At 45.4% G+C, this 25181-nt stretch carries 26 protein-coding genes, 2 pseudogenes and 2 riboswitches; of the genes and pseudogenes, 9 read left to right on the top strand and 19 right to left on the bottom strand.

The window, feature by feature from the left end:
• Positions 1 to 154: 154 nt before the first annotated feature.
• A riboswitch (SAM riboswitch) is annotated at positions 155 to 267 on the bottom strand.
• A 59-nt stretch (positions 268 to 326) separates the two neighbouring features.
• The 3 genes from EIZ58_RS26080 to EIZ58_RS26070 form a co-directional block, all read right to left on the bottom strand.
• Positions 327 to 1409, bottom strand: coding sequence for a dipeptide epimerase (locus tag EIZ58_RS26080; protein ID WP_134703913.1), 1083 nt, complete (start codon positions 1407 to 1409; stop codon positions 327 to 329).
• Between the two features lie 120 nt (positions 1410 to 1529).
• Positions 1530 to 2012, bottom strand: coding sequence for a MerR family transcriptional regulator (locus EIZ58_RS26075; RefSeq protein WP_167577982.1), 483 nt, complete (start codon positions 2010 to 2012; stop codon positions 1530 to 1532).
• Between the two features lie 110 nt (positions 2013 to 2122).
• Entirely contained in the window at positions 2123 to 2869 is a 747-nt protein-coding gene (locus EIZ58_RS26070; RefSeq protein ID WP_134703911.1) for an IclR family transcriptional regulator, read from the bottom strand.
• A gap of 308 nt (positions 2870 to 3177) precedes the next feature.
• Between EIZ58_RS26070 and acnA the strand changes: the two genes are divergently transcribed.
• A complete protein-coding gene (acnA, locus tag EIZ58_RS26065) occupies positions 3178 to 5883 on the top strand; it encodes an aconitate hydratase AcnA (protein ID WP_134703910.1) in 2706 nt (901 codons plus the stop codon).
• Between the two features lie 145 nt (positions 5884 to 6028).
• Here acnA and EIZ58_RS26060 read toward each other — a convergent pair whose 3' ends face one another.
• Positions 6029 to 6505: a hypothetical protein gene (locus EIZ58_RS26060; protein ID WP_134703909.1), complete on the bottom strand. Its 477-nt coding sequence runs from the start codon at positions 6503 to 6505 to the stop codon at positions 6029 to 6031.
• A gap of 118 nt (positions 6506 to 6623) precedes the next feature.
• Here EIZ58_RS26060 and EIZ58_RS26055 point away from each other — a divergent pair, with 118 nt between their 5' ends.
• Together EIZ58_RS26055 and EIZ58_RS26050 are read left to right on the top strand one after the other, a co-directional pair.
• Entirely contained in the window at positions 6624 to 6824 is a 201-nt protein-coding gene (locus EIZ58_RS26055; protein WP_134703908.1) for a hypothetical protein, read from the top strand.
• 44 nt (positions 6825 to 6868) lie between these two features.
• Positions 6869 to 7162 (top strand): YokU family protein, encoded by a 294-nt coding sequence (locus EIZ58_RS26050; protein WP_167577981.1) that lies wholly within the window; start codon positions 6869 to 6871, stop codon positions 7160 to 7162.
• Positions 7163 to 7199: 37 nt separating this feature from the next.
• Here the strand turns inward: EIZ58_RS26050 and EIZ58_RS26045 are convergent, their stop codons facing one another.
• Both EIZ58_RS26045 and glnA read right to left on the bottom strand, forming a co-directional pair.
• A complete protein-coding gene (locus tag EIZ58_RS26045) occupies positions 7200 to 7430 on the bottom strand; it encodes a ferredoxin (protein WP_134703906.1) in 231 nt (76 codons plus the stop codon).
• Between the two features lie 102 nt (positions 7431 to 7532).
• A complete protein-coding gene (glnA, locus tag EIZ58_RS26040) occupies positions 7533 to 8882 on the bottom strand; it encodes a type I glutamate--ammonia ligase (protein ID WP_134703905.1) in 1350 nt (449 codons plus the stop codon).
• 231 nt (positions 8883 to 9113) lie between these two features.
• Between glnA and dapD the strand changes: the two genes are divergently transcribed.
• Positions 9114 to 9824, top strand: coding sequence for a 2,3,4,5-tetrahydropyridine-2,6-dicarboxylate N-acetyltransferase (gene dapD, locus EIZ58_RS26035; protein ID WP_134703904.1), 711 nt, complete (start codon positions 9114 to 9116; stop codon positions 9822 to 9824).
• Positions 9825 to 9836: 12 nt separating this feature from the next.
• The gene (locus EIZ58_RS26030) at positions 9837 to 10964 is read left to right on the top strand and encodes an N-acetyldiaminopimelate deacetylase (protein WP_134703903.1); all 1128 of its coding nucleotides are present in this window, start codon (positions 9837 to 9839) and stop codon (positions 10962 to 10964) included.
• A gap of 34 nt (positions 10965 to 10998) precedes the next feature.
• Here EIZ58_RS26030 and EIZ58_RS26025 read toward each other — a convergent pair whose 3' ends face one another.
• Entirely contained in the window at positions 10999 to 11661 is a 663-nt protein-coding gene (locus EIZ58_RS26025; RefSeq protein WP_167577980.1) for an N-acetylmuramoyl-L-alanine amidase family protein, read from the bottom strand.
• Between the two features lie 195 nt (positions 11662 to 11856).
• Here EIZ58_RS26025 and hemQ point away from each other — a divergent pair.
• Positions 11857 to 12601, top strand: a pseudogene (gene hemQ, locus EIZ58_RS26020) (hydrogen peroxide-dependent heme synthase).
• Between the two features lie 50 nt (positions 12602 to 12651).
• Here the strand turns inward: hemQ and EIZ58_RS26015 are convergent.
• From EIZ58_RS26015 to EIZ58_RS34600, 11 genes and pseudogenes are all read right to left on the bottom strand, one after another.
• Entirely contained in the window at positions 12652 to 12957 is a 306-nt protein-coding gene (locus EIZ58_RS26015; protein WP_134703901.1) for a hypothetical protein, read from the bottom strand.
• 15 nt (positions 12958 to 12972) lie between these two features.
• Positions 12973 to 13941 (bottom strand): 2-hydroxyacid dehydrogenase, encoded by a 969-nt coding sequence (locus tag EIZ58_RS26010; RefSeq protein ID WP_134703900.1) that lies wholly within the window; start codon positions 13939 to 13941, stop codon positions 12973 to 12975.
• A 76-nt stretch (positions 13942 to 14017) separates the two neighbouring features.
• The gene (locus EIZ58_RS26005) at positions 14018 to 14482 is read right to left on the bottom strand and encodes a DUF420 domain-containing protein (protein ID WP_134703899.1); all 465 of its coding nucleotides are present in this window, start codon (positions 14480 to 14482) and stop codon (positions 14018 to 14020) included.
• Between the two features lie 24 nt (positions 14483 to 14506).
• The gene (locus EIZ58_RS26000) at positions 14507 to 15370 is read right to left on the bottom strand and encodes a cytochrome c oxidase assembly protein (protein WP_134703898.1); all 864 of its coding nucleotides are present in this window, start codon (positions 15368 to 15370) and stop codon (positions 14507 to 14509) included.
• Positions 15371 to 15487: 117 nt separating this feature from the next.
• On the bottom strand, positions 15488 to 15805 hold the full coding sequence (locus EIZ58_RS25995; protein WP_134703897.1) for a cytochrome C oxidase subunit IV family protein: 318 nt from the start codon (positions 15803 to 15805) through the stop codon (positions 15488 to 15490).
• 4 nt (positions 15806 to 15809) lie between these two features.
• Positions 15810 to 16418 carry a cytochrome c oxidase subunit 3 gene (locus EIZ58_RS25990; protein ID WP_134703896.1) on the bottom strand — a complete coding sequence of 203 codons (609 nt, stop codon included), beginning with the start codon at positions 16416 to 16418 and terminating at the stop codon, positions 15810 to 15812.
• Positions 16418 to 18247 (bottom strand): cytochrome c oxidase subunit I, encoded by a 1830-nt coding sequence (ctaD, locus tag EIZ58_RS25985; protein WP_134703895.1) that lies wholly within the window; start codon positions 18245 to 18247, stop codon positions 16418 to 16420. Before ctaD ends, EIZ58_RS25990 begins: the two co-directional genes overlap by 1 nt.
• A gap of 24 nt (positions 18248 to 18271) precedes the next feature.
• The gene (gene coxB / locus EIZ58_RS25980) at positions 18272 to 19306 is read right to left on the bottom strand and encodes a cytochrome c oxidase subunit II (RefSeq protein WP_134703894.1); all 1035 of its coding nucleotides are present in this window, start codon (positions 19304 to 19306) and stop codon (positions 18272 to 18274) included.
• Positions 19307 to 19801: 495 nt separating this feature from the next.
• Positions 19802 to 20284, bottom strand: a complete 483-nt coding sequence (locus EIZ58_RS25975) for a Ger(x)C family spore germination C-terminal domain-containing protein (RefSeq protein ID WP_134703893.1) — start codon at positions 20282 to 20284, stop codon at positions 19802 to 19804.
• Between the two features lie 6 nt (positions 20285 to 20290).
• Complete coding sequence (locus tag EIZ58_RS25970) at positions 20291 to 20914, bottom strand: Ger(x)C family spore germination protein (RefSeq protein ID WP_134703892.1); 624 nt, start codon at positions 20912 to 20914, stop codon at positions 20291 to 20293.
• 239 nt (positions 20915 to 21153) lie between these two features.
• Positions 21154 to 21935, bottom strand: a pseudogene (locus EIZ58_RS34600) (spore germination protein).
• Positions 21936 to 22196: 261 nt separating this feature from the next.
• A riboswitch (cyclic di-GMP riboswitch) is annotated at positions 22197 to 22281 on the top strand.
• A gap of 98 nt (positions 22282 to 22379) precedes the next feature.
• On the opposite strand from EIZ58_RS34600, the gene EIZ58_RS25955 reads away from it, so the two are divergent.
• The 3 genes from EIZ58_RS25955 (at position 22380) to EIZ58_RS25945 (ending at position 24678) form a co-directional block, all read left to right on the top strand.
• Complete coding sequence (locus tag EIZ58_RS25955; protein ID WP_134703889.1) at positions 22380 to 23765, top strand: glycosyl hydrolase family 18 protein; 1386 nt, start codon at positions 22380 to 22382, stop codon at positions 23763 to 23765.
• Between the two features lie 186 nt (positions 23766 to 23951).
• On the top strand, positions 23952 to 24242 hold the full coding sequence (locus EIZ58_RS25950) for a DUF3817 domain-containing protein (protein ID WP_134703888.1): 291 nt from the start codon (positions 23952 to 23954) through the stop codon (positions 24240 to 24242).
• A 67-nt stretch (positions 24243 to 24309) separates the two neighbouring features.
• Positions 24310 to 24678: a DUF2243 domain-containing protein gene (locus EIZ58_RS25945; RefSeq protein WP_134703887.1), complete on the top strand. Its 369-nt coding sequence runs from the start codon at positions 24310 to 24312 to the stop codon at positions 24676 to 24678.
• Here EIZ58_RS25945 and EIZ58_RS25940 read toward each other — a convergent pair.
• Positions 24675 to 24944: a hypothetical protein gene (locus tag EIZ58_RS25940; protein ID WP_134703886.1), complete on the bottom strand. Its 270-nt coding sequence runs from the start codon at positions 24942 to 24944 to the stop codon at positions 24675 to 24677. The two genes, EIZ58_RS25945 and EIZ58_RS25940, sit on opposite strands and share 4 nt — an antisense overlap.
• Positions 24945 to 25181 lie beyond the last annotated feature (237 nt).

Raw genomic sequence — 25181 nt, 5'->3', positions numbered from 1 at the left:
TTTGATGCTCGTCTTGGACACAGGTCCTCTCTCCCTCCACCTAAAAACAGTCTATATAATTTAAAATAGTGTAACATTTATACACGCAGGTTTGTGCTGACAATTCTTAACAAAGAAAAAAACTTCCCCGATAAGAAGAAGTTTCGCTATCAGCTTCTTATCTTCCAGGACATCGCGTCAGTCCTGCTGGAATTAGCACCTGCAGTAGCCAAGCTCTGCGGTTGCTGGGTTTCATCGGGCCAGTCCCTCCACCTCTCTCGATAAGGTCGAATATTCACTTAAAATACATATATGTAAAACTATCATTAATGCTGGCCGTTGTCAATTCATTCCGGAAAAATTAAGCCTTCGATGCCTAATCCATTTCCTTTTCCCAATGTCATCTCGGACCCGTTATACTGAACGCCGCCTACTACTCGATTTTCAGCCAATAGCAGGGCGGAATCAAGATCCACACGTGTGATATTCTTTTTGGCAGCGGCCAGATGAGCCGCAGCCGTGATTCCAATGGAGCTCTCTAACATACAGCCGATCATGCATTCGACGCCATACGACTCTGCGATAGCATTGATCTTCAGCGCTTGATAGATCCCGCCCGATTTCATTAATTTAATGTTAATCAAGTCCGCGGCTCTCATCTCTAAAATTTTTAGCGCATCGCGAGGGGAAAACATACTTTCATCTGCTAGAATCGGTGTGTCCACTCGATCGGTAATCCATTTGAGACCTTCCAAGTCATGCGCTTTGACCGGCTGCTCCACCAATTCAATTCGCAGATCCATGTCTTCCATCTGGCGGATGATGCGAACGGCTTCCTTGCGATTCCAGCCTTGGTTGGCATCGAGTCGAATGAGCACATTCTTGCCAACCCTCTCGCGAACGGCCTTTACTCGTTCCAGGTCTAGGTGAACATCGTTTCCTACTTTAATCTTAAGCATGCAAATACCCTGGTCAATGGCATTCGCCGCGTCATCGGCCATTTCCTCGGGGGCGTTCACGCTGATGGTAATGTCCGTCTCGAGCGTGGAACGCGCTCCACCCAAGAGCTGATATAAGGGAGCGTTATGCTTTTGCGCCCATAAGTCATATAGTGCCATGTCTACAGCCGCTTTTGCACTCGTATTATTCACAAGAGCGGACGACACCGTATGTAAAAGGGATTCTAACTCATCCATGTCCTGGTTTACCAAACGAGGAAGGAGAAAATCCTCTATATTATGGCTGATGGACTCCAGCGTGTCTCCTGTGATGACAGCGGTCGGCGGAGCGGCTCCGTAACCGACTTCCCCTGTGTCTGCTGTTAGGCGAACAATGATTTCGTCCGCTGTGTAGGCGGTGCGCAGCGCCGTCTTAAATGGCTTTTTTAGTGGGGTAGACTGTTTTAAGAGTTCGATCTGCTTAATTTTCATGTCCGTCATCTCCTGACCTTTTCTATTTGAACATTCTACCAAAGAAGGGGTAAAATGCAACAGAACAGGCTGTATGAAAAAGTGTGCGCTTTTTCATACAGCCTGTCCCATATCCGTCCGCTATAAAGTAAAATTCATCACTCGGCTCCAGAGCCCTTTTTTCTTCTTATCCCGCATATCCCTTAGGTTGTCCATCAGAAGCTGGTCCCTCTTCGCCACTTCAACCTCCGTCCACTTGGCCCTGAGTTCCTGCACTTCTTTTTGCAGCGCTTGAATCGTTTCCTGCATCTCCTCGAGCAGCTGCGGCTCCACCATCACCATATCAACTTGTGGCGCAAGATGCTCTTGTTCTTCCCCATTGTCCACCTGCCCGCTCAGCTTAAACAGCTCTGCCCGGATATCATGGTGATCCATGCCTTTTTCCTTGGCCTCTTTAATGAAGCGAAAGATCTCAATGGCCTCTGGCCGGAACCAAGCCTGCTTGCCGGCGGTCTCCATAGGGACGAACTGGTAGTACTGCTCTTTCCAGCTGCGAATACTTTGCCATGTTGTCTCGAGTTCCTTGGCCATTTCTTTCAAGGAGTAGAATTGTTCCGTATTCATCGCCTTCACCCTTTCCCGTTGACTTCTTATTATGCTAATCATAACAAAATATGACGGAAAAGCTTGTCAGAAGGTGGGTGATTTTTCTGTAACATTTTCGGATGTTTTGTCTATTTTTTTGCGATTTTCCCCATGCGCTGCGCCGCGGCCATGACAGCTGGAGCCATCTCGATCATTTTATTTGTGGTCAGACGCTCTGCAGGGCCTGATACCGAAAGGGCAGCGATCACGTCCCCTGCCCGGTTGAAGACAGGTGCCGCAACGGCAGAGGTGCCTTGCTCCCGTTCCTCTACGCTCATGGCGAATCCTACCTGTTCGATATGGGCCAACTGCTGGATGTACTGCTCTTTGTCGATCGAATCAGGCCAGGCAGGATCCTGCAAAATCATGTCCTTGACCGAGGGTTCCGCAAACGCAACAAGGACCTTGCTCGACGCCCCAACCGCTAACGGCAGCCGAAGCCCGATCGGAGCTACACGCCTGATGGTATGCTGACTTTCTACCGCCTGAATGCGGATACGCTCTCGGCCATCCCGTACGTACAAGCTAATCGTCTCTCCAAGCAAATCTCGAAGCTTTTCCATCTCTGGCAAAAACAACAAGGCCGGGTCATCTTCCCGGATCAGATTGGCCGTCAACTCCCACAGTCGAAATCCCAGCCGGTATTTATCCGTGGTTTGGTCCCTCAGCAGAAAACCCTTTCCTTCCAAAGAAGCCAATAACCGATGCACCGTACTTTTATTCAACCCCACCTGGCTTGTAATCTCCGTTAAGGTCAGCTCCTGCTTATCCGTAAAGCAGATAAGAATATCCAGCGCACGTTCCACTGCGCGCACGGTCATTTTCTTCTCCTCCATGTATTCCACCTCCCCTTCCTTAGTTCGAATTGTATTTTATAGTAAGAATGGATACGATAAGCATGTGAGTATTAAAGGAGTTTCATACCATGAAACTGCATTTCATCTGTTAATATTATAACGTAGGAGGAGCATTTCGTAAATCGCTTCCTAAAATTGATGATTTTCAGGAGAAATTCCGAGAAAATAGTTGTGTACGGCTCCCAATTTTAAGTGTATAATGGGAACGTAAAAGAAACTCGGTTTCATCTGTTGAAACTTCAGGGGATCTTAGGATAAACATACGCAATCCATAAGGAGGTTATGACATGGCAAAGAAAGACCACTATGGCGTAAGATCGGAACTCCAAGTAGGTGGAAAAAGCTATACCTACTATTCCTTAAAAGGCCTAGATAAGCTTGGCCCAGTATCCAAGCTTCCATACTCTATTAAAGTTCTTTTGGAAGCAGCCGTTCGTGAATTTGACGGGAAAGCAATCACCGAGGAGCATGTCAACAAGTTGGCAAACTGGACGGTGGAGCGCGACCCGAATCAAGAAGTTCCATTTAAGCCTGCACGTATCGTTCTTCAAGACTTCACGGGAGTACCTGCGGTAGTAGACTTGGCTGCTATGCGTGCAACCATGCAGCGCATTGGCGGAGATGTATCCAAAATCAACCCTCTAGTTCCAGTAGACCTTGTTATTGACCACTCTGTTATGGTTGACAACTTCGGAAGTGTAGACGCACTAGAGCAAAACGAAAAGATCGAATTCGAACGCAACGCTGAGCGTTATCGTTTCCTTCGTTGGGCGCAAACGGCTTTCAATAACTTCCGCGCTGTTCCTCCGTCCACAGGGATTGTTCACCAAGTTAACTTGGAGTACTTAGCTTCCGTAGCTGCTACAAAAGACGTAGATGGCACAACCGAAGTTTACCCTGACTCCCTAGTAGGTACGGACTCCCACACCACCATGATCAATGGTCTTGGCGTTGTAGGTTGGGGCGTAGGCGGTATCGAGGCAGAAGCAGGAATGCTTGGACAGCCTTTATACTTCGTAACTCCTGAAGTCGTTGGTTTCAAATTAACCGGCACCCTTGCTGAAGGAGCTACCGCAACAGACTTAGCTCTTACCGTAACCAACATCCTTCGTAAAAAAGGCGTTGTAGGTAAATTCGTTGAGTTCTTTGGACCTGGCGTGGCGAAGATGAGCTTAGCTGACCGTGCAACCGTTGCTAACATGGCACCTGAGTACGGCGCAACCATGGGCTTCTTCCCAGTTGACCAAGAATCCTTGAACTACATGAGATTAACAGGCCGCAGCGAAGAGCAGATCGCTCTTGTTGAAGCTTACTATAAAGCACAAGACATGTTCTTGACTGAAAACAGCCCAGAGCCTGAGTACTCTGACGTGGTTGAGTTGGATCTTGCTACCGTTGTTCCTTCCCTTGCAGGTCCTAAGCGTCCTCAAGACCGAGTAGAGCTAACGGCTATGAAACAAACCTTCAATGAAGCGGTTCGCACTCCAATCGAAAAAGGCGGATTCGGATTGTCTGAAGACGACTTGAAGAAGGAAGCAACCGTTGAGCATGCTGGCGGCGAAAAGACCGTCATGAAAAACGGAGCTGTTGTTATTACAGCGATCACGAGCTGTACGAACACATCCAACCCTAGCGTTCTTGTAGGTGCTGGATTAGTAGCACAAAAAGCAGTGGCTAAAGGATTGAAGAAGCCTGCCTACGTAAAGAGCTCTTTAACTCCAGGATCCCGCGTGGTAACCGACTACTTGCAAGAAGCTGGTCTTTTAGATTCTCTTGAAGCACTTGGCTTCCACGTTGCAGGTTACGGCTGTGCAACTTGTATCGGAAACTCCGGTCCGCTTCCTGAAGAAGTAGGGCAAGCGATTGCTGACAACGACTTGACAGTAGCTGCTGTTCTTTCCGGTAACCGTAACTTTGAAGGACGTATTCACGCTCAAGTAAAAGCAAACTACTTGGCTTCTCCTCCATTAGTTGTGGCTTACGCGATTGCAGGAACTGTAGATATCGATTTAACTACCGAGCCACTTGGCTACGATCAGAACGATCAACCGGTTTACTTAAAGGATATCTGGCCAACTTCTCAAGAGATCCAAGAAGCTTTGAGCAAAGCCGTTCGTCCTGAATTGTTCCGCAAGCGTTATGAGAATGTATTCCAAGCTAATGAGCGTTGGAACCAAATCGATGCTCCAGAAGGCCAAATCTACGAGTGGGATGAAAAATCCACTTACATCCAAGAGCCTCCATTCTTCAAGGAGTTGGGTGACCAGTTAAATGATGTAGCTGACATCACAGGCGCACGCGCTCTAGCTTTAATGGGTGACTCTGTAACAACAGACCACATCTCTCCAGCTGGTAACATCAAGGCTGACAGCCCTGCTGGCTCTTACTTGCAAGAGAACGGCGTAGATCGCGTAGACTTTAACTCCTACGGTTCTCGCCGTGGTAACCACGAAGTCATGATGCGCGGTACCTTCGCGAACATCCGTATCCGTAACCAGATCGCTCCTGGTACAGAGGGTGGCGTAACGAAGTACTTGCCTACAGATGAAGTCATGTCTATCTATGATGCTTCCATGAAGTATCAAGCTGATGGCACAAACCTAGTCGTTATCGCTGGTAAAGAATACGGAACTGGAAGCTCCCGTGACTGGGCGGCAAAAGGTACCTTCCTTCTTGGCGTGAAGGCAGTAATCGCAGAAAGCTTCGAGCGTATCCACCGCAGCAACTTGGTAGGTATGGGTGTACTTCCACTTCAGTTCGCTGAAGGAACCAACGCTCAAACTCTAGGTTTGACTGGACGCGAAACCTTCGACATCACAGGCTTGAACAACGACGTTCAACCTGGCCAATCCATCACCGTGAAAGCGACTCGCGAAGATGGAACCAGCTTCGAATTCGGCGCTATCGTTCGTTTGGACAGCGTGGTAGACATCGAGTACTACCGCAATGGTGGTATCCTACAAACGGTTCTTCGCCAGTTGGCTACGAACTAATCATGATAAACAAAACGAGGTTTCCCTTGAAGGGAACCTCGTTTTGTTTTAATTAGTTTCGTGAGCATCCGAATCCGAACGCGAGCTTGCGGTACGTCATCCGAGCGATCCGCCAGCTCCCATCATTGCGCTCTAGCTCTTACTTTTATTTCTTATCGTCAAACATCTTCTCCATATCACTTAACAGCTTGCGAATGGCATCATCATCGTATGCCCCTGCCTGCTTAAACGCTTCTAGCTTTTGCTGAGCTTCTTGTCCCTTCGCAGCATAGTGCTCATAGTCGCCTTCGGGATTGGCTTCGAACCAAACCATCCCCTCTTCTCCTGTTCGCAAATAGCGGCCTTTCCACTCGTCAGGATACGTATACGATTTTTCCTCAAAAACATAAGAAAGAACATCATCGTTCTCGATGGGGAGCAGATGATGAAACAATTCCTCTGTGCCGCCCTCCGCTACATTCAGATGCAAGAAAGAATAGTGCAGATAATGCTCTCCCGTCTCACGATCCTTGCGTATATAATATGCCTCTGTGTCCGTTTCTTTCAATTCCTTTACGATTTCTAAACGGTCCTGAAGCTCTTCAAGCGAAACTGCCTTCTGCTCTTTAAAAGATTTTTTCATGTATTACACCTCCTAACAATATTCTACAGGAAAATCACGCAGGTACCGACAAGAATTTCATTTTAACTTTGTTACGATAGATAGTATACTGCTCTGCCCCGATAAAAGGAGGACTTTGATGGTACACAGCTCCTATTCTACAGAACAATTGATTGAAATACTAAAGCCCATGTCATGGGAACAGATCAAACAATTTTCCAGTGAAAACCCTGGCTTACTGACGTTAGAAGAAGAATCCGAGTCTCGCTCTTACTCCGTTCTCCAGCAGGTCATTCGCTGGTTTACCACCACTGAGGATGCAACAAGAGCAAAAGCTTGAATAAGCTAGAAGTATCTATTATTTTTAAGAAAGGAGGCACTGCCTTGGAGTGTGTCTGGTGTACGGAAAATCAAGCCTCAAAGGCTACCAAGGACTGTCAATGGATCGAACCCGGCGGTATAAAGGTAATTATGGTGACCGATGTCCCTGCCATTCATTGCCCTCGCTGCCGTGACACCTATCTCTCCGATGAGCTGAATGAGGAAATTGAACTGGCCCTTAACACGGTTGACCTAGATAAGCTAGGCCATACCTTTTCTTACGAGGAATTGCTGAAGGCACCCAAAATGAGCATTTTTAAAATGGCTGAAAACGGAATGAAGTTTTCATGCAAATAAGCAAAAAAACCACCTATGAAGGTGGTTTTTATTATGATTACACGTTGAACGGCTCGTCCTGAATCTTGATAGAGTCTGTAGGGCAGCCTTCAGCCGCATCGTTCATGTCATCCCAAAGGATATCAGGAATCTCAGCGATCCCCTTATTGTCGTCTAGCGTTACGTAGGCAATGCCTTCATCGTCATAATCATAGATATCTGGTGCTGTTGCTCCACAAGCCCCACACGCGATACAGGTATCTTTTTCAACCCAAGAATACTTAGCCATCGTTCTTCCTCCCCATGTATGTATATTTCCTATATATTATATCATACTTTTTTGGACAAGTATATGACCCTGCCGACTGGCAAGGTCATACGTTTAGTCAAACTAGAATTTACCTTGATAGTTTTCGATTTCCCAAGAGCTAACAGCGGTACGGTAGCTATCCCACTCCGCTCTCTTAAGAGCTACAAATTCATCATACACGTGATCTCCAAGAACGCTGCGGCCAAACTCGTTAGCTTCTAGCTCATCTAGAGATGCTTCTAAGCTTCCAGGCAAGTTATCGATGCCACGCTCCGCACGCTCATCATTGCTCATATGGAAGATATCTTCATTTACTGAAGCAACAGGAGCTAATCCGCGATCTACTCCATCCAAACCAGCCGCTGCTACTACAGCATAAGCCAAGTAAGGGTTAGCAGCAGGATCTGGACAACGCAACTCTACGCGCGTCGCCATTCCGCGTTTTGCAGGAATTCGGATCAAAGCCGAGCGGTTTGAACCAGACCAAGCAATATAGCAAGGAGCTTCATATCCAGGAACTAAACGCTTATAGGAGTTTACCAACGGGTTGGTTACCGCTGTAAAGCTCTTAATGTTATCCATTAATCCGGCAATGAAAGAGTAGGCGGTAGAAGATAATTGCATTTCATCGTCTTGATCGAAGAAAACGTTCTTGCCATCTTTGAACAAGGACATGTTTACGTGCATTCCAGAACCGTTGATACCAAAAACTGGCTTCGGCATGAAGGTTGCATGCAATCCAAAACGCTTCGCAACCGTTTTAACTACCCACTTATACGTTGTTGCATTATCAGCAGCACCTAACACATCAGCATATTTAAATCCGATCTCATGTTGACCTTGAGCCACTTCGTGGTGAGAAACCTCGATGGTAAAGCCCATAGCCTTCAGAGCACGGTAAATTTCTAAACGAACACGCTCACCTAGGTCGTTTGGAGATGGAGCGAAGTAACCCGCTTCGTCATGCGTAGCTAGAGTTGGTCTTCCATTCTCGTCTGTTTGGAACAAGAAGAATTCAAGCTCAGGACCTGCAGAAATGCTATAGCCCTTATCTTCTGCTTTCTCCACTACACGCTTCAAAACGTTGCGAGTATCTCCTTCAAACAAAGTTCCATCTGGATTCGTTACGCTGCAAAGGAAACGCGCTTCGGAATATCCATCTTCAACTGTCCAAGGAAGCACTGCGAAAGTGTTTAAATCCGGTAGCAAGTATAAATCCGACTTATTGATAGGAGAGAATCCAGCTACAGAGGATCCATCAAACATGATTTTTCCTTCTACTGCATCATCCAATTGTTCGGCTGTAACCGTTACGTGCTTAAGAATGCCCTCTATATCTACAAATTGCAAGTGTAGCAAGTCAACACTCTTTTCTCTGATTACCTTTTGAATCTCTTGAAGTTTCGTTTCAGTTCCAGTTGCCATCACCATTGTATATTTCCTCCCATTCAATGTCATGTTTCCTAACATCTCTTTATGAACTCATTATATTTATATTTGAACCGTTTTGCAACACTTTTTTTTCAGAATAGTCGTGTAAACCCTTACAATTAGGATCCAAGTGCAAACATTGTTTATTTTTGTCTAATCTGGTACAGTATAAGGTGGTAAAAGCGCAGAAAATTTGGCATCAATGCCGAATTTTTCTTAATGATTAGGAGGATGAACATAATGGATGCAAATCAAATCATCGAATTTATTCAGAAGTCGGTAAAAAAGACGCCTGTAAAAGTACATATTAAAGGAAGCATAGAAGGAATTGACTTCGGAGCAGAAACCAAGTCCTTCATTACAGGCAATGTTGGGGTATTATTTGGGGAGTGGAAAGATATTGAAGCGGCTATCCAAGCCAACCAAGGTCAAATTGAAGATTATATTGTAGAAAGCGATCGTCGCAATTCTGCGATTCCTCTTCTAGATGCTAAGCACATCCACGCTCGCATTGAGCCAGGCGCTATTATTCGTGATCAAGTCGAAATCGGAAACAATGCGGTAATCATGATGGGTGCTGTGATTAATATTGGGGCTGTTGTAGGCGAAGGCACCATGATTGATATGAATGTTGTGCTTGGTGGTCGTGCCACAGTAGGAAAGAACTGCCACATTGGTGCAGGTTCCGTCCTTGCAGGCGTGATCGAGCCTCCTTCCGCTTCTCCAGTCATCGTAGAAGATGATGTTGTTGTTGGAGCTAACGCGGTCCTTCTTGAAGGTGTGCGTGTGGGTAAAGGTGCCGTTGTCGCTGCTGGAGCGGTTGTAGTGGACGATGTTCCTCCTTATACCGTGGTTGCTGGTACCCCTGCACGTGTGATTAAGCAGATTGATGAAAAAACGAAATCCAAAACTGAAATCAAGCAGGAGCTTCGTCAACTGTAGGGAGTGACCAACATGGGTCTTACTGTATACCGAAGCATCCGCCGAACTCTTCATCAGATCCCGGAAAAAGGATTTGAAGAATTTAAAACGCAGCAGTTTTTAATGGATTACATCAAGGGGCTGCCTCAGGATCGAATGGACATTGAAACATGGCGAACGGGAATTCTAGTGAAGGTCAAAGGGACCAACCCTAGCCGTATTATCGGCTATCGAGCCGATATGGATGGACTGCCTATCCCGGAAGACACCAGCTACGACTTTCGTTCGACCCATGAAGGCTATATGCATGCTTGCGGCCATGACTTTCATATGAGCATTGCCCTAGGCGTCTTAACGCACGTGGTAGAGCACCCGGTAAAAGATGATGTTTTATTTATCTTTCAGCCTGCTGAAGAAGGTCCCGGCGGAGCCAAGCCTATGCTCGAGGAAAGCGAAGCCTTAGCTCGTTGGATGCCCGAGATGATTATGGCGCTGCATATCGCCCCTGAACACCCTGTCGGTACCATTGCCACGAGAGAAGGCATCCTGTTTGCCAACACATCGGAGCTCTTCATTGACTTAATTGGAAAAGGCGGCCACGCTGCCTTTCCCCATACGGCCAATGATATGGTGGTTGCCGCCAGCCACTTGGTTACGCAATTGCAGAGCATCGTAGCCCGCAACATCGATCCCCTCGATTCTGGTGTTGTGACCATCGGCAAGATCGAGGGCGGTACGAAGCAAAACATCATCGCTGAAAAAGCTCGCTTGGAAGGCACCATTCGAACCCTTTCGATGGAGTCGATGACGAAGATTAAAACTCGGATTGAAGCCCTAGTACAGGGCATTGAAGCCGGATTTGCCTGCCAAGCCGTGATTGACTATGGGTCGAACTACTGCCAGGTATACAATAATCCTGAGCGCGTTCGAGACTTTATGGATTGGGTACAAGCAGATGGCAAGGTTCAACTGATAGAATGTAAAGAAGCCATGACAGGAGAAGACTTCGGATATTTTCTGGAGAGGATCCCCGGTTTCATGTTCTGGCTGGGTGTCGACACCCCTTTTGGACTCCATCATGCGAAGCTTGAACCAAATGAAGAAGCCATTGATGTGGCGATTGATTTACTGACTCGTTATATCAGGAAAATAGCAACGTAAAAAGGTGGCCATCAGGCCACCTTTTTTCGCTTACTTAATCCACCGGATACACTAAGAAATACTCCCCAATAGAGTGTGCCATGGCGTCTACAAGCTGCGTTTGCATGGCTTCATCGGTCAGCATGGCCAAGTCCCTCGGATTGCTCATATAGCCCACCTCAACGATGACAGAGGGCATCTCGAGATGCTTCATTAAGAAGTAAGACTTACCCTTTAATGGCCACTTCTTCATCTTATAAACTTCGTTTAGATGCTGCTGAAGCAATTGAGCGACGGCATAGCTTTTCTCACTTGCCTGATAAATCACCAAAGGTCCTCTGCGGCTTTCTTTCGCTGCGGCGTTCATGTGGATGCTGATGAACAATTTCGGCTTCAAGGCATCAGCGATGAGCTTTCTTTGCGTTAAATCCCGTAAATGACGGCTGCGTATTCCTAGACGGCTATCATCGCTAAGGGCATAGTCGCGTAAACGTGTGATACCTACGTTATAGCCTTGATCCATTAACTTTTGATAAAGCTTTTTTCCAATCTCGAGGTTCAGGTCTTTTTCTAACATGTTATTCGGGGATACGGTACCTCCGTCAATTCCTCCGTGACCTACGTCTATGATCACATCAAAACGCTCCGGGTAGGCATAACCACTAGAGCTCCAAACGAACAGCATGAATATTAGGCATGTAAGAACATACTTTTTCATCTTCAATCTCCTACTCTTGGTATATCCATATCTTTTTCTCTCCCTTTCCTGTTCATGCATTCACATTTTTGACATAGGCAACATGAAAATGTGTGTTACATAGAGGGAAAAAATTTAGCAACGCTAGACCAATATGGTATACTATGGTGGGAAATTTAATTGCTTTAGAAGTCCCTAAAAAGGAGTTGTTGAACAATGAGTCAAGCCGTACAAACCTTAGAAGGATGGTATGTCCTTCATGACTTTAGATCGATTGATTGGAACGCCTGGAAAGCTCTTACTCAAGAAGAACGCGATCAAGCCACGAACGAGTTGCTATCTCTCATGTCTTCTTGGAATGAAGTAGAAGCAGAAAAAAAAAGGCAGCTATAGCCTTTATTCTGTGGTTGGACAAAAAGCCGACCTTGCTTTCATGCATCTAAGACCTACGTTAGAAGAGCTCGATGAGTTAGAAACGGCCTTTAACAAGACCCTTCTTGCTCAAATTACGATCCCTAGCTATTCCTACGTTTCTGTCGTTGAGTTAAGTACATATGTAGCTACAGACATTGATCCAGAGACGGATCCTTACATCCAGGGACGCCTGAAGCCAACCCTGCCAAGAACGAAGCATATCTGCTTCTATCCGATGAACAAGCGTAGAGAAGGCAACGATAATTGGTACATGCTTCCGATGGAAGAACGTCAAAGCATGATGAGAAGCCATGGTATGATCGGGAGAAAATATGCGGGACAAGTCACTCAGATTATCTCCGGATCCGTTGGTTTAGACGATTGGGAATGGGGCGTTACCCTTTTCTCCGATAATCCGTTAACCTATAAGAAGCTTGTTTATGAAATGCGTTTTGACGAAGTAAGTGCGCGCTATGGCGACTTTGGTTCCTTCTTTGTGGGGAACCTGATGGACGAAGAACGCGTAAAAACGTATCTTCAAGTGTAAATTTAAAAAAGACAAGGCCATCTTCCCATGGACCTTGTCTTTTTTTCTGCCTATACCGGATCAAAGGAATTCCAATCTACTTGATAAGTCATATCGGTTCCAAGCAGAGATACCTGCACTCCGCTTTCCCCTTCACGAGACTCCAGCTTAACTTCAACCGGTACCTTATCCGTTACTTCTTTTTCCTTCAAAACCGCATGGATGAATTGCAGGGCAGCAGCCGTAAGGGGCAGTCCTACAATTTCGCCGGTTTGGTCTGGCATATGCAACAGCTTGTGATTATCTACAAAGGATTCAACGGTATCAAGAAGAATCTCCACCTGCAACACGGAAAGCTCAATTTGATAATTCAACATGGTAGCACCTCACGATTACGAAAGTTCTTTTACAATATAAGGGGGAGTTTCTCCCTTCACCCCTTTGACTAGGTTCTCAGCCGCTACTCTGGCCATATCCATTCGCGTTTTCGCGGTGGCGGAACCGATATGGGGTAACGTCACCACCTGGGGCATCTTTAATAAAGGAGAGTCCGCAGCCACCGGTTCATTTTCGAATACATCCAATCCTGCTGCTCGAATTTGACCCGAAGCTAACGCCTCGATTAAAGCTTGTTCATCCACATTCTGCCCTCTGGATACATTAATAAAGATAGCAGAATCTTTCATTAAAGAGAATTGCTCTTTTCCGATCAACCGAGTCGTTTCAGGGGTAAGCGGCGTCATGAGCACGATAAAATCGGATTGCTTAAGCAAGTCTTCCATGGGCTGATAACGAACGCCCAACGCTTGTTCTGCTTCGAACTTTCGCGAGCGATTGGTATAGATGACATCCATATCAAAGCCAAATCTTGCTCGTTTCGCAATGGCCTCTCCGATTCTCCCCATCCCAATGATCCCAAGCGTAGCGTGGTGGACATCCAGCCCAAATAGCACCTCGTCATCGCCTCTTTGCCATTGGCCTTGTTTGACGTATTGATCAAGCTCTGGGATTCTTCGCGCACACGAAAGCATCAAGCCTAAAACCAAGTCTGCGACGCTATCATCCAACACATAAGGAGTATGAGTGCCGATCACGCCTCTCCTCTTCATCGCCTCAAGGTCAAAATTGTTATAGCCGACGGAAATGTTACTTACGATTTTAAGATGAGGTGCATGCTCCAGAAGCTCTTCATCAATTCTTCCTCCCGTAATTAGCAACCCCTCGACGGATTGAACCGCCTTCAGTAGCTCACTCCGAGGAATGGTCTCTGTACTCGACCAGGTTTCAACCTCACAATATTCTGCTATGTAGTCCTCGATCTCTTTAGGGACCGGTCTAGCAATAAAAACTTTTGGCTTCATCGAATGTTCTCCTCCCTAGCCGATTAGAAAGAAAATCCGGACATCTCTGCCCGGATTTACATCCTTCCCTTCTACTTTACCATCCTAAAATAGCTTTAAACAAGCTTGTTGCTTCTCCAGGCGTCCATAACACATAAAGAAGTACATAAACCGCTACTCCTGTAATAGCCGTACTGAACCAGATAATAGAAGTAATGGGACCTATTTTCTTATGAAGCTTCATTCGATTCTTAAACCCTGACCATAAAGAGGTCAAACCAAATACGGCTCCCGTTGTAGCGAGGATGATATGAAAGACTAAAAAGACGGTATAGTAGATCTTGATATCCTCCGGACCACCGAACGCGGTATTCCCGATAAATAACGTTCTAGAAGCATAGATAATGAAGAACAGTAAGGCAAAAGCCCCTGCCCAGGTCATCACCTTTTTATGAGTTTCAATTTTTCTTTGCGCGATGTAATACCAGCCAATCGCAACAAGAATGGCACTAATCACAATAAATGAAGTGCTAAGAAAAGGTAAAATCATGGCCTTTGCCATCCCTTCGTTTTCTATATAGTGAGGCTACTCTTTAACCCCTTGCGGCGCTTCCATAGCTGGCTGGTAAAGATCAACGGCGTCCTTAGGGTTATCCTTGCGAAACCAGCGGAAAAAGATAAAGGCCAAAGAGGATCCAAAGGCTACCTCCTGAACTAACTTCATCAGTACGCCACCCAGTTGTTGATCATCCATTGAAGGCAGCCACCAGAAAACCTCCGGCACGCCAACATACGTTTCATAAACGATGCTATCTGCAAAAATAATTAAAGCACATGCAGGGGTTAACAGTACCGCTCCACAGATAATGTAGGCCATTCTGCGAAGTTCAGTCAGATGCTGAACTTCCGGAAGCGGACTGATGATCGGCCACCACATTTGGAACGCGGCTAAGAAAAGGATTAAATGCGATAGAGACATCAATAATTCACTTTGCATGACCGTATTGAATACGATAGGCAGGTGGTACATAGAAAACATGAGGTTAAACGCAAAGATAGAAATGAGCATATTCGTCTCTAACATCTTTTTAGCCCATTTCACTTTGAAAAAAGCTTCTAGCATATATTTCGGCATCCCCACAATGAGCAGTGGTGGAACCACGAAATAAAGCAAGGACTGCTGAAGCATATGCGCACTAAACAGATAGTGATGTCCATAATGATTCAACGGGCTTCCCGCGGCCATATAGTAAGTAAACAAACCGAGACCAAACAGAAACACGTGGTGTGTTTTTACAGGGGTTACACGCTCGAAGCGTTGTCTTCCCTTCCCAATAAAATAAAGATATAAGCCTGCTATCACAAGCGTCAGCAACAGCTGCCAAGGATTCCACAGATCAAAAAAGCTTACCGTAGGGTCTATGCCATGTTGGTGATGTCCATGATTCATCACAATTCCTCCTATTCCTGGAGATCAATCTTATTACCCCTGATATTGTATCATTAGTCTTCTTGCCTACACCATAGGAAAAGAGAGGGGCAATCAAGCTCGCCCCTCTCCTGTAGATTAATAGCCGCCCAACCAGTAGACGAACGTAATAATTGTAAGGATCGCTACAAACAATCCCGTGTAAATTCCAAGCTCAGGAAGCTCATGTCCCTTTTGGTCCATATGCATCCAGATATATAGCTGGAATCCAGCTTGAATGATCCCAAGCACAATGATGAAAGGAATCACATACCCGCTGGTGCCGCCCACGATGACAGCCAAAAATGCAAGGGCTGTAAGGATAATGGAAACGACGAAGGCAACAAGATGTCTCTTTGGACTTTCGTGTTTTTTAAACTTAGGTTGAGTTTCATTCGTATTGACTTGTTGTCCCATGAACTTAACCCACCTTTCCCATTAGATACACAACCGTGAAGATGAACACCCACACTAAGTCAACAAAGTGCCAGTATAGTGCAGCAAGGTAAAACTTTGGAGCTGTTACAACGGTTAAGCCTTTTTTAGCCAATTGAATTTGAAGCAATGCGATCCAAGTTACACCTGCTAATACGTGACCCCCGTGGAATCCAACGAGCGTATAGAACGCGGATCCAAACGCACTGCTAGACATAGTATGCCCCATATGGTAGTAGTGCAAGAACTCGTAAATTTCAAGTCCTAAGAACGCTACCCCAAGCGCAACGGTGATCCCAAACCACCTTTGCATGCCTGCGACATCATGGCGGTGAAGAGCCATCACCCCGAATACGCTTGTTAAACTACTGGTTAGTAGCAGCAACGTAGCTACAGCTACTAAACCAAGATCAAACAATTCTGCTCCAGTAGGACCGCCTGCATAAGAGGTACGAAGAGCGATGAATGTTGCAAACAAAGAACCGAATAGAACAACTTCTCCACCTAAGAACAGCCAGAAGGCAAGAACTTTATTTTTACCTTCAAGGGTAGCTGTTTCAGGATGGTCGGGAAGGGTTGTAAAATTTTGTGCCATTACGCCTTTACCTCCTCTTCATCCGGATGCAGATGATAACCAGGATCGTCGTAAATGGAACGTAGGAACATACAAACAACTGTAGTTAACAATCCAATTATCACGATCAGGTAAGCGTGATACATGAAACCAAAACCTGCGATAAATAGTCCTAGGGACATAATAAACGGTAAGATGGATGGAGATGGCATATGGATCTCACCAAGCGGCTCGGCTGGCGTCATCTTCTTCTTGCCTGCCATTTTCTCTACCCAGAATGCATCCAACCCACGCACAAGCGGAGTTTGAGCAAAGTTGTACTCAGGAGCTGGCGAAGAAATCGTCCACTCAAGTGTACGAGCATCCCATGGATCGTTCGAAGCTTTTTCTCCACGAGAAGCAGTAACGATCACATTCGTTAAGAACGCAAGCGTTCCGATCGTCATACCAAAAGCACCAATGGTACTGATTAGGTTACCTAACTCTAAGCCTTGATTCGGCATAAAGGTAAATACGCGGCGCGGCATTCCCATCAAACCTAAGAAATGCTGCGGGAAGAACGTTAAGTGGAACCCGATAAAGAAGAACCAGAAACCGATCTTTCCTATTGTTTCATTCAAGATTTTACCGAACATTTTTGGCCACCAGTAATGAAGACCTGCAAATAGAGCAAACACCATACCACCAACGATCGTGTAGTGGAAGTGGGCAACAACGAAATAAGAATCGTGGAACTGATAGTCAGATGGCGGAAGGGTTAGCATAACCCCTGTCATCCCACCGATTACGAAGGTTGGAATGAATCCTACAGCCCAAAGGTTCGCAGCTGTGAAGCGGATATGTCCTCCCCACATGGTAAAGAGCCAGTTAAAGATCTTGATACCCGTTGGCACGGCGATTAACATCGTAGCAATCGAGAACAAGGAGTTAGCCACAGGACCTAAACCTACGGTGAACATGTGGTGAACCCAAACCATGAATCCTAAGAAACCGATCAATACAGTAGCGAAAACCATTGCGCTGTATCCGAAAATGCGCTTCTTAGAGAAAGTAGAGATAACTTCAGAGATCACACCGAATGCTGGCAAGATTAAGATATAAACCTCAGGGTGACCAAATACCCAGAACAAATGCTGCCAGATTACGATGTTTCCGCCCAACGCTGGATCGAAGAAAGCTCCACCGAATAAACGGTCAAACATCAACAACACTAAACTTACCGTAATCGCAGGGAATGCGAACAAGATAAGAGCAGATGTAACGAATACGCTCCAAGTAAACATAGGCAAACGCATGAAGGTTAAGCCTGGTGCACGCATATTAATGATCGTTACAAGGAAGTTAATCCCCCCGACCCATGTTCCGATACCGGCAATCTGTAGACCCAATACATAGAAGTCTACTCCCATACCACTAAATTCATCGGAAGACAATGGAACATACGCCGTCCAACCTGCATCAGGTGCGCCGCCTAAGAACCAGCTAAGATTCAAAAGGACTCCACCAAGGAAGAATAACCAGAAACCTAAAGAGTTCAAGAATGGAAACGCAACGTCGCGCGCTCCAATCTGAAGGGGTACAATCGCGTTCATTAAAGCAAAAATAACAGGCATCGCCGCCAAGAAGATCATGGTTGTTCCATGCATAGTAAGAAGCTGGTTAAAGGAACCACCAACGAATATTTCTTGGTTCGGATACATTAACTGAATACGCATCAGGAGTGCTTCCAATCCACCAACAAGGAAGAAGAAGCCACCTGCTATGAGGTAAAGAATACCGATTTTCTTGTGGTCAACGGTAGTTAACCAATCCCACAAGCCGGTTCTCTTTGGATGAGCATGTGCAGCCAAGGTAATACCTCCTTTATTTCGAGATTATTCAATAGTCAACGTGTTCATATATTCTACAAGATCGCTAATTTGCTGATCATTCAATTTCCCTTCGAATCCTGGCATCAAGTTTCCAGGCTTCAAGGATTGAGGATTTTTAATCCATTGAGCCAAGTTTTCATCATTATGCTCGACGAAACCAGCAAGAACAGTACGGTCTGCAAACCCAGCCAAGTTTGGAGCAATATCAGGAACCATTAATCCTTTGGTTGCATCCACAGCATGGCATCCAATACAGCTTTGGTTGAAGATGTCTTGACCCGCTTGTGCGCTAGCCGTAGCAGGAGCTGGCTTAGTTGCAGAAGCCTTCATGTTGCCAACCCACTTATCAAACTCCGCAGGTTCAAGGGCAACCACCTTAAAGTCCATAAGGGCATGAGATGGCCCACAAAGTTCGGCGCACTTCCCTTTATAAGTACCAGGCTTATCCGCATGCAACCACATGTTGTTGATCATGCCTGGGTTTGTATCAATCTTACCGCCAAGAGCCGGAACCCAGAACGCGTGCATTACATCTTTAGATGTGACTTGGAACTGAACTTTTTGCCCTGTTGGGATATAAAGGTCCTGTCCAGCGGAGATCTCTAAATCTGGATATTCAAACTCCCACCAGAATTGGTGAGCAACAACTTTAACCTGCAGCGCCTCTTCGCTGTTGTGCTTTTCCGCTAAATCAAAGGTTAGCGATACAGTAGGTACAGCTAAGACAGCAAGTAGAATAAGAGGAATAACAGTCCAGATAATTTCAAGCTTGTGGTTTCCTTCAACTTGCTCTGGGATTCCAGTTTGTCCCTTACGCTTGCGGAACTTCACCAGTACATACACGTAAATAATCATTACTACAGCGAATACGCCAATCATGATGTACAAACTGAGCATAATCAAGGACAGCTGTGCAGCAGCTACGGGTCCTTTAGGATCCAAAGCAGACAGATACGGGTCTTGTGCACACCCAGTGAGTACTAGCATTATTACCGCGAGCAACGGCAATAAACGCCAACCTAATTTCCATCGACTCATCAAAATTCAACCCCACTTTCTTGTTTGATCACTCTACCTAATGGTTAAGTAAGTAAAATCTATTCTCATCCAGAGAAAAGAATGGACCAACAGATCATGCCACTAAGTGCAAATCCGTTACCTTCCTGATAAAAACATAAAACGACATTATTACTTTCTATCCAGTTTTGTACTCCCTTAAACGAGAAGAGGAGAATTAGGTAGAGATTTGTTTGCTAACCAAGAATATTATGCACCTGGTGTCTGCAAGATTCCTCCCCATTAAAGTAGTAAGTACTTATCACACTTGATGATTATACATCATTGTAAGCATTATTTGAAGCGTGAAAAACGTATTTTTAAGGAAATACAAAAAATGGGGTTGGATTATTATTTTTTGCTTAATTAAAATTCAAAATATGTGAACTTCAATATATTTTGCCTATCGAATGTGACTAATTTATGAATTTTTACTCCTGTTTCCTACGACAAATTTCCACTTTTTTCGCCAACCCCCTAATGCAGGGTTCCTGTGCTATGGATGATATTTCTGACTCTCACATGAAAAGCAGCCTGAGCCAGCGATTCCGTCCACCGTTCTTTCGTCCATTCTCCACGATGACTCTTTCTCACGCACTCTCCCATATGGATAGGATCTATTCGAAGTCGTTGTACTTTTTCAATCAGCTGTTCTACCCTCTCCCTAAGTACTTGATCAATCTTTTCTTCTAGTTCCTCTATCTGTTTGGGATCTGAGAGGTCTCTTTTCCCCGTATATTCAAGCAGCTCCGATGTAAAGGTCAGAGAAATCCCGAATTCAGGCTGTTTCAAACCTCCTGAGCATTTACTCTTTACCTTGCTTCTTATAAAAGAAAGGACCAGACTCACAGGCTTGTCTTCCTTTTCCTCTTGAATGGTTACTTTTATATCCGGCAGTCGCGATCCAGTCGTCAAGGCCTGCAAGACCTTGCCTTCTTCCTGAGAAAGCGTCTCTACCATCTTATCTCAAAGAAAAAGCGCCAGCTTCGAGATTTGTACCGTATGATCAATCCTTTCGATATAAGGTAAGGTTGGATCTGATACTTGATCCGTCAAGGTATAAATAAAATCATGCAAGGTAGTAAAGGAACTAAATCCTGTTACATTCCGAGGGCGGAGCAGGTCATTTAAAAATGTCGTCACAATGGGTTTATTAGGGTACCTTCCCTTAATAACCTCCTCTGCAGATCCTTTTGCTACCGCTAGTAGAACATTGTCTCCAACAATCGGAGATCGATACAAATACTCCAGTACATGCTTTATACCGCGTTCCCGTGAAAAGGCTTCACTCATAATCACTACCCTTAGCTGGGCAAGGGTTAGCGTATGCTCGGATTGAGTAGACATCCTTCCGATTGCTTCGCGGGTAAGCTCTGCTTCCTCCTGATAAATCTGTATTTTTTCCTGTGCTTGCTCTGAAGGTTGTGGGACGGCAGTCGTGACCTTCATTCTCCCCTCTTCTGCTAAATCAAACCCAATGACGCCAATCATTCCAAAGTCTTCGAGTGTCGGCCTTTGAACAACTGTCCCGCAGCCGCTATTTAGGAGTACTAGCAACATAACAAGTAAAATGTGGACTAGAAGCTTCACGTCAGCTTTCTCCTTTTGTTTTGTATCCAGCTTAGGAATAATAGTAGGTTGGGATAAAGTATAATTGCATACCCCATCACCGTTGAGACCTTTCCATAAAGGAAGTCCTGAACAACTTCTGTTAGCGGTACGTGTACTAGAATAAAGGGAGGAATGAGGCAAAGTGGAATAATCCCATACGAGAGAACATGTAATTAATCGGCGCCCGCAGGATAAAGTTACCGAGGTCCGTCCACTTTCTAGGAATCGGGCTTAGATAAGGGGTCCCTAACGATGTCATATTCGACTCGGTTGTAAAAGTCTTCCGGGCTTGTAAACATCTCAAAAAAGCTGGCCGGTGCGACCGCTGCTTCCGGGCTCCCCTCTAATAAAACGATGATCCTTCCATCCATTAGGTAATGAACAACATTATCCGGACAACTGGTGATGAGAAATTGTGGAAAAGGAGAGTAAGGCTTGTCCTCCAGCATTTGCTTTAAGACCGCCATTCCGATAAATCCCTCGAACTCTACATTGCGAACACGATACATCACTCTGTCCAGATTTTCTTGATTGGCGATGTTAGACATATAGACAATGGAAACGGAGCTTCTTGTTTCCGTCCCCAAAAGGAAGGTTTGATTCTTTAGATTAGTCGTTTGCAATCTCCGCTTAATGAGGGAAAGATTAGTCCCTAGATCTTCCGTAAAAGCATCCTGCGGCCCTAAAACGTGGTTTCATTTTCAGTCGGCGTAACCCCACGTTGAGGTGGGCTATACGTGTGAATTTTAAACGCTGTTTCATCGTCATGAAACCAGATTACGGTATATCCAGTGGCTATATCATGCAAGAGCTTGGGCAATAGTTGGAGATCCGCCCATTGTCCACGAGGATGGAGTTGATCAATGGGGAGTCCAACCTTCATTCCATGGGAGAGATTTAACGGATCAAGCAACACCTGCTGCAGGACCTTTGGATCTACTAAGGTGCTAAGATAGATCATCGTACCTTTGCGTCCCTGGATGCTAAGGTCTTGAAACATGGCATCATCAATGTGATTGAACTCCGCACGAATAGCCTCCAGCGTCACCCTTTCCTTTGTCTCTGGAATAATGACATCTTGATCCGTCACCCGTTTGCTCACCTTTTGGTTATACTTTTTCCACCTATTCCAGACAGACAAATTCATCACCCGCTTCTCGACTCGTTGTGCCTTAGTTTGATCCAAATGCCAGCATTTATGTCTTTTATTACCTGTATACAATCATTTTCCCTTCATGCTTAAATATGGGTATAAAGGAAAAAAAGACAAAGGCAAACCCTTCGAAAGATGGGGACGCAAAGCTACAGGGGCTACCTTCGAAAGAACAAGCCAGCCAGTTGCCGGTATAAATCGCGATGTGCTTTGACTTGCCGGAATTAGTAGAGGGGAAGTCTTTTTGTCGTTTTTCCTATAAAACTAGCACCAAGAAAGTAGGGGAAAAACATGCTTAGAAAGTCCTTCTTGCTCCTTCTCATCATGATGTTCGCCGTTCTACCGTTCTGGCAAAGCACTTCAGCGAATGAGCCCAAAAAGATTTTAGGATTTTATACTGTCTACTACCAAGGAGATAAAAGTTCCTATCAATCGATTGCTAGTTTTGGTTCTTATATCAACCAAGTTTCTACCGTAACCTATCGCATGGATACCGCGGGGAAAGTCATCGGCACCGCCCCAACTGACGCCATCGCACTGGCCCATGCTGGGGGTATTCAGCCTTATGCTGCAGTAACGAATGAGGCGAATGGTCAATTCGACAGCCAACTCGCAAACGCCATCTTAAGCAATGCTTCGGTTCGTCAATCGGCCGTTCAAAATCTATTAGCATTAGTTCGAGAGAATGGCTATAAAGGAGTCAATATTGACTTTGAAAATATGCTTCCTAGCGATCGTGCTCATTTTACGTTGTTTATTACGGAACTATCTCAGGTACTTCGTGCTCACGGTTTTGAGACCATTGTTTCGGTTTCAGCGAAAACCTCGGATTCTCCAAACGTGGCCTGGGTGGGAGCCTTTGACTATCAGGCGTTAGGACAAGCTGCTGACTTCATTCAAGTCATGACCTATGACCAACATGGACCGTGGGGAAGCCCAGGACCTGTAGCGGGGTTAAATTGGGTAGAAAATGTAGTGAAATATGCAGTTTCGCAAATTCCTTCGTCTAAAGTTATGATTGGACTCCCAGCCTACGGCTATGAGTGGAATACCACAACGAATACCGGCAACCGTGCTGTTGCTTGGAAAAACATCCCTGCCTTACTTTCCTCAACTGGAGCTGTTTCGCAATGGGATGCTACCGCGCAATCGCCCTACTTCCGCTATACAGCAACCGATGGTACCTCTCGAACCGTCTGGTATGAAAACGAGCTAAGCATTGAGTTAAAGACAAAACTCGTAAACACCTACAATCTAGCAGGGGTCTCCATGTGGTGTATGAGATTAGAAGATGAAGCTTTCTGGAAAGCCGTTCATAAAGGTTTGGGTACGACAGTGCCAGCTGAGCCGACCGAGCCCGCCCTGCCAGCTGAAAGCTTCACCACGCTAGCAGCCAATAAAGCCGAGTACTTAGCAGGTGAGCAGGTTACCATTCAAACGACGATAAAAGATAAAAACAATCAACCGCTTGCAGGTGCGCAAGTAAAGGTAACCGTAACCTCCCCTTCCGGCAGCGTAACCCACTACTCCGGAACTACCAATAGTCAGGGAAGCTACATGATCTATATCAAAACGAACAAGCAGAAAGCAGAGAAAGGCTTATACGTTGCGCACGCTCAATCTAGCCTTCCAAATTACCAAGTCAGTACAGGTGAAACTAGTTACAGGATTAAATAGAAAGAGGGTGTCCCAAAGGTCGTTAAGACCCTTAGGGGACACCCTTCTTTTTAGGGACAACTACTTTGAGCGCAATTTGACAATCTCTTGAACAAACCACTATTATCATGGTGTTTACATTCGAATGAAGATATAATGATATAGTCTGCTACATAAAAAATCTACGCTAGGGAGGTACTCCGCTCGATGTTCTCAAACCCGATTGGTCGTCTCCGCACGATTGGCCTTATCGAAGGCATTTCTTTTCTCCTACTGCTCGGCATTGCCATGCCACTGAAGTATCTGGCTGACATCCCCGAAGCCGTCCGCATCGTAGGCGCTGTCCACGGCTTTCTCTTTGTCCTCTACATCCTTGCTGTTGCTCATGTTACCTATGTCATTCGTTGGTCGATTATGAACGTCATCGGCGCAATCGCCGCAGCATTTGTTCCCTTCGGGAATTTTGTTTTGGATCGAAAAGTTCTGCAAAAATACTAAAATAAAGGCTGTTACCATTCTCTATCAACGAATGGGACAGCCTTTTGTATAGGAAGGTGAAAAAGAAATGAAATACCTTGGCATCATTACAGCTTTTTTCGTAACGGACTTTTTCTTTCATATTATTGAAGCCGTTGCCGCCGGACTCAAAGCAGAAACCCCAATGCAGCGCTTAGGAGCGGTTTTCTTTGGTTTATCCGTGTTGCTCATACTCATGCTTCTCTTTTACCGATTCTTTTCCCGCGCTTTTTTCAATGGCTTTACCACTGCAACAGGGCTTTTCTTAAGCTTCGACATCGTGGTATTCCACTGGATCTTCCAGCTTCACCGCATCACCAACGGACCCGAAGCCAATTGGCTCGAGCCCATCTTTGTGGTAGTCGGCTGCATGTTTGTTTGGTTTGGGGTAAAGAGAGAAACGACGGTCCAAAGCTAGAAATCAAACCAAATTTTTATTAGATAAAAAGCGGAACTCAGCCCTAATCCTATAAGGGCGACTCTTCTTTGCTTCCCCTCCATAACCAGTAACCAAGGGATACCGGAAATAGTCAATCCTCCCATAAGGACAAGCATGATATTCCAATAAGCCTGATTGGATATGATTTGTAGGTCTCCTGCTAAATAGGAGAGTAACAAGGAGACTAATATAAATAACCCTATCGCCCAAACAAAAATCTTTTTAGCAACTCTCTCACTTAGCATGACTTTTCCTCCACCGCTGCCCGCATATCCATGAACATGCGGGCACATGTACGCCTAACACTAGTTTACTTATATAGTAATATGTTGAATATAGTTCGTATTGCCTGTATTTGCCATAGGGTAACAGTGATGACAGTAAAGAGAAGAGAGCTAAAGTACTATTTGCTTGATTTTTTAAAGAAATTTGTGGATGGGTATAAAGCTTAGGCTACCCGCACATTTTCGTACGTTTGCCTA

Origin of the sequence: Ammoniphilus sp. YIM 78166 (assembly GCF_004522215.1) — a bacterium.
Lineage (GTDB): Bacteria > Bacillota > Bacilli > Aneurinibacillales > RAOX-1 > YIM-78166.
The sequence above is the reverse complement of the archived record's forward strand: the minus strand, read 5'-3'. Positions and strand labels throughout refer to the sequence as shown.

Excerpts from the sequence above, each read along its gene's own strand:
- EIZ58_RS26080 (WP_134703913.1), bottom strand. The coding sequence starts at position 1,409 with ATGAAAATTAAGCAGATCGAACTCTTAAAACAGTCTACCCCACTAAAA.
- EIZ58_RS26075 (WP_167577982.1), bottom strand. The coding sequence starts at position 2,012 with ATGAATACGGAACAATTCTACTCCTTGAAAGAAATGGCCAAGGAACTC.
- EIZ58_RS26070 (WP_134703911.1), bottom strand. The coding sequence starts at position 2,869 with ATGGAGGAGAAGAAAATGACCGTGCGCGCAGTGGAACGTGCGCTGGAT.
- acnA (WP_134703910.1), top strand. The coding sequence starts at position 3,178 with ATGGCAAAGAAAGACCACTATGGCGTAAGATCGGAACTCCAAGTAGGT.
- EIZ58_RS26060 (WP_134703909.1), bottom strand. The coding sequence starts at position 6,505 with ATGAAAAAATCTTTTAAAGAGCAGAAGGCAGTTTCGCTTGAAGAGCTT.
- EIZ58_RS26055 (WP_134703908.1), top strand. The coding sequence starts at position 6,624 with ATGGTACACAGCTCCTATTCTACAGAACAATTGATTGAAATACTAAAG.
- EIZ58_RS26045 (WP_134703906.1), bottom strand. The coding sequence starts at position 7,430 with ATGGCTAAGTATTCTTGGGTTGAAAAAGATACCTGTATCGCGTGTGGG.
- glnA (WP_134703905.1), bottom strand. The coding sequence starts at position 8,882 with ATGGTGATGGCAACTGGAACTGAAACGAAACTTCAAGAGATTCAAAAG.
- dapD (WP_134703904.1), top strand. The coding sequence starts at position 9,114 with ATGAACATAATGGATGCAAATCAAATCATCGAATTTATTCAGAAGTCG.
- EIZ58_RS26030 (WP_134703903.1), top strand. The coding sequence starts at position 9,837 with ATGGGTCTTACTGTATACCGAAGCATCCGCCGAACTCTTCATCAGATC.
- EIZ58_RS26025 (WP_167577980.1), bottom strand. The coding sequence starts at position 11,661 with ATGAAAAAGTATGTTCTTACATGCCTAATATTCATGCTGTTCGTTTGG.
- EIZ58_RS26015 (WP_134703901.1), bottom strand. The coding sequence starts at position 12,957 with ATGTTGAATTATCAAATTGAGCTTTCCGTGTTGCAGGTGGAGATTCTT.
- EIZ58_RS26010 (WP_134703900.1), bottom strand. The coding sequence starts at position 13,941 with ATGAAGCCAAAAGTTTTTATTGCTAGACCGGTCCCTAAAGAGATCGAG.
- EIZ58_RS26005 (WP_134703899.1), bottom strand. The coding sequence starts at position 14,482 with ATGGCAAAGGCCATGATTTTACCTTTTCTTAGCACTTCATTTATTGTG.
- EIZ58_RS26000 (WP_134703898.1), bottom strand. The coding sequence starts at position 15,370 with ATGAATCATGGACATCACCAACATGGCATAGACCCTACGGTAAGCTTT.
- EIZ58_RS25995 (WP_134703897.1), bottom strand. The coding sequence starts at position 15,805 with ATGGGACAACAAGTCAATACGAATGAAACTCAACCTAAGTTTAAAAAA.
- EIZ58_RS25990 (WP_134703896.1), bottom strand. The coding sequence starts at position 16,418 with ATGGCACAAAATTTTACAACCCTTCCCGACCATCCTGAAACAGCTACC.
- coxB (WP_134703894.1), bottom strand. The coding sequence starts at position 19,306 with ATGAGTCGATGGAAATTAGGTTGGCGTTTATTGCCGTTGCTCGCGGTA.
- EIZ58_RS25975 (WP_134703893.1), bottom strand. The coding sequence starts at position 20,284 with ATGGTAGAGACGCTTTCTCAGGAAGAAGGCAAGGTCTTGCAGGCCTTG.
- EIZ58_RS25955 (WP_134703889.1), top strand. The coding sequence starts at position 22,380 with ATGCTTAGAAAGTCCTTCTTGCTCCTTCTCATCATGATGTTCGCCGTT.
- EIZ58_RS25950 (WP_134703888.1), top strand. The coding sequence starts at position 23,952 with ATGTTCTCAAACCCGATTGGTCGTCTCCGCACGATTGGCCTTATCGAA.
- EIZ58_RS25945 (WP_134703887.1), top strand. The coding sequence starts at position 24,310 with ATGAAATACCTTGGCATCATTACAGCTTTTTTCGTAACGGACTTTTTC.
- EIZ58_RS25940 (WP_134703886.1), bottom strand. The coding sequence starts at position 24,944 with ATGCTAAGTGAGAGAGTTGCTAAAAAGATTTTTGTTTGGGCGATAGGG.